Annotated in this window: 2 protein-coding genes and 1 pseudogene; 2 read left to right on the top strand and 1 reads right to left on the bottom strand. The window is 67.2% G+C overall.

All coding sequences use genetic code 11. The annotated features are described in order from the left end of the window. Both EOA29_RS32490 and pobA read left to right on the top strand, forming a co-directional pair. Nucleotides 1-807, top strand: an 807-nt coding sequence (locus tag EOA29_RS32490; RefSeq protein WP_127222147.1) for a 3-carboxy-cis,cis-muconate cycloisomerase, incomplete at its 5' end; no start/stop codon positions are given. Nucleotides 808-865: 58 nt separating this feature from the next. Then, nucleotides 866-2,038 (top strand): 4-hydroxybenzoate 3-monooxygenase, encoded by a 1,173-nt coding sequence (pobA, locus tag EOA29_RS32495; RefSeq protein ID WP_126092959.1) that lies wholly within the window; start codon nt 866-868, stop codon nt 2,036-2,038. Between the two features lie 13 nt (nt 2,039-2,051). Here the strand turns inward: pobA and EOA29_RS32500 are convergent. Beyond that, nucleotides 2,052-2,606, bottom strand: a pseudogene (locus EOA29_RS32500) (3-oxoadipyl-CoA thiolase); the annotation flags it as partial.

Raw genomic sequence — 2,606 nt, forward strand, 5'->3', positions numbered from 1 at the left:
GTGCCGGAACTGGTGCGCCAGCTCCGGGCGGCGGTTGGCGAGCCGCATGGCGAATTCGTTCATCTCGGCGCGACCAGCCAGGACGTTATCGACACCTCGCTGATGCTGCGCCTGCGCCAGGCGGTCGAGCATATCGGCCTGCTGCTCAGCGAGAACATCGTGAGGCTCGCCGGACTCGAAGAGGAATTCGGAGGCAGGGCGCTGATGGCGGTGACGCGCATGCAGCCGGCAATCCCGATCACGGCGGCGGACCGGATCGTTTCGTGGCGGGCGCCGCTCGAGCGTCACCAGCATCGTCTCAAGGAACAGTCCGACCGGCTGCTTGTTGTGCAATTCGGTGGTGCGGCCGGGATACTCGATAAGCTCGGCGGCAAGGCGCCGGCCGTGCGCGCGGCGCTTGCCGCCAAACTCGGTCTTGCCGACGCGCCGCAATGGCATAGCCAGCGCGATGCGCTCGCCGAATTCGCCGGCTGGCTGTCGCTGGTCGCCGGCAGCCTCGGCAAGTTCGGCCAGGACATCGCGCTGATGGCGCAGGGCGAATCCGACATCAAGCTCGCCGGTGCTGGCGGCTCGTCGGCCATGCCGCACAAGCAGAATCCGGTGAAGGCCGAGGCGCTGGTGGCGCTTGCCCGCTTCAGCGCCACGCAGCTTTCCGGCGTGCATCAGGCGCTGGTGCACGAGCAGGAACGCTCGGGCGCGGCCTGGACACTGGAATGGCTCATCCTGCCGCAGATGGTGGTGGCGACGGCAGCCGCGCTCAGGCTCGCCGCCGAGCTTGCCGGTCGGATCGAGAGCATCGGCCACTAACGCATGTCGCCCAAAGTGCGCTGCGGTTTTGGGAGAATGACATGTGTGAAGGGATCTAATGCGCACGCAGGTCGCCATCATCGGCTCCGGACCGTCCGGCCTCTTGCTCGGCCAGTTGCTTGCCACCATCGGCGTCGAGACGATCATCCTGGAGCGGTCGAGCCGCGAGCATGTGCTCGGCCGGGTGCGCGCCGGCGTGCTTGAGCAGGGCACGGTCGATCTGCTCGGCGAGGCGGGCGCCGCGGACAGGCTCCATGCCGAAGGCCTGCCGCATGCGGGCATTTCGCTTGCCTTCGGCGGGCGACTGCATCGTATCGACCTCACGGGCTTGACCGGCGGCAAGCACGTCACCGTCTACGGGCAGACCGAGGTGACGCACGACTTGATGGACAAGCGGGAGGCGGCGGGGCTCGTCACCGTTTACGAAGCGGCGAACGTCGCGCCGCACGATTTTGGCGGGGTATCGCCTTTCGTCACCTACGACAAGGATGGGGCTGCGCATCGCATCGATTGCGACTTCATCGCCGGCTGCGACGGCTATCATGGCGTCAGCCGCAGATCGGTGCCGGAAAACGCGCTGAAGACCTTCGAGCGGCAATATCCGTTCGGCTGGCTGGGCGTGCTGGCGGAGGTGCCGCCGGCCGATCACGAACTGATCTATGCTAATCACGAGCGGGGCTTCGCGCTGTGCTCGATGCGCTCGCCGCACCGCAGCCGCTACTATGTGCAGGTTCCCGCCGATGAGCGCGTCGAGGCCTGGTCGGACGACCGCTTCTGGGATGAACTTAGGCGCCGCCTGCCGCCGCAGACGGCGGCCGCCGTCACCACCGGGCCGTCCTTCGAGAAGTCGATCGCGCCGCTGCGGTCCTTCGTCGCCGAACCGATGCGTTTCGGCAGGCTGTTCCTGGTCGGCGACGCCGCCCATATCGTGCCGCCCACCGGCGCCAAGGGTCTCAACCTCGCTGCCAGCGACGTGCGCTATCTCTTTGCCGGGCTTCGCGAATTCTACTCCGGCAGGTCGGAAGCCGGGCTCGACGCCTACTCAGCCAAGGCGCTGGCGCGTGTGTGGAAAGCGGTGCGCTTCTCCTGGTGGATGACGACGATCCTGCACCGCTTTCCCGAGACGGGCGAGTTCGGCCAGCGCATCCAGGAAGCCGAGCTCGACTATCTCGTGCATTCCAAGGCGGCTTCTACGGCGCTCGCCGAAAACTACGTCGGCCTTCCCTATTGATCGGCGGAAGCCGTCAGACCCGCTCAAGCGCGATCGCGATGCCTTGACCGACGCCGATGCACATGGTGGCCAAAGCCAGCTTGCCGCCTCGCTCGCCGAGCTCCAGCGCCGCCGTTCCGGTGATGCGTGCGCCGGACATGCCGAGCGGATGACCGAGCGCGATGGCGCCGCCGTTGGGGTTGACATGCTCCGCCGTCTCGGAAACTCCGAGCTGGCGGAGCACGGCAATGCCTTGGGAGGCGAAGGCTTCGTTCAATTCGATGACGTCGAACTGGTCGGGCGTCAAGCCAAGACGGGCGCAGAGCTTCTTGGTGGCCGGCGCCGGGCCGATGCCCATGATGCGTGGCGCGACACCGGCGACGGCACCGCCGAGGATGCGGGCGATCGGCGTCAGGCCATGCTTCTTCGCCGCTGCTTCCGAGGCGACGATGAGGGCGGCGGCGCCGTCGTTGACGCCGGAGGCATTGCCGGCGGTGACTGTGCCACCCTGGCGAAATGGCGTCGGCAGCTTGGCCAGCGCCTCGATGGTCGTGCCCACGCGGGGATGCTCATCCTTCGATACTAGAAC

The sequence above is a fragment of the Mesorhizobium sp. M1E.F.Ca.ET.063.01.1.1 genome (assembly GCF_003998155.1).
GTDB lineage: Bacteria > Pseudomonadota > Alphaproteobacteria > Rhizobiales > Rhizobiaceae > Mesorhizobium.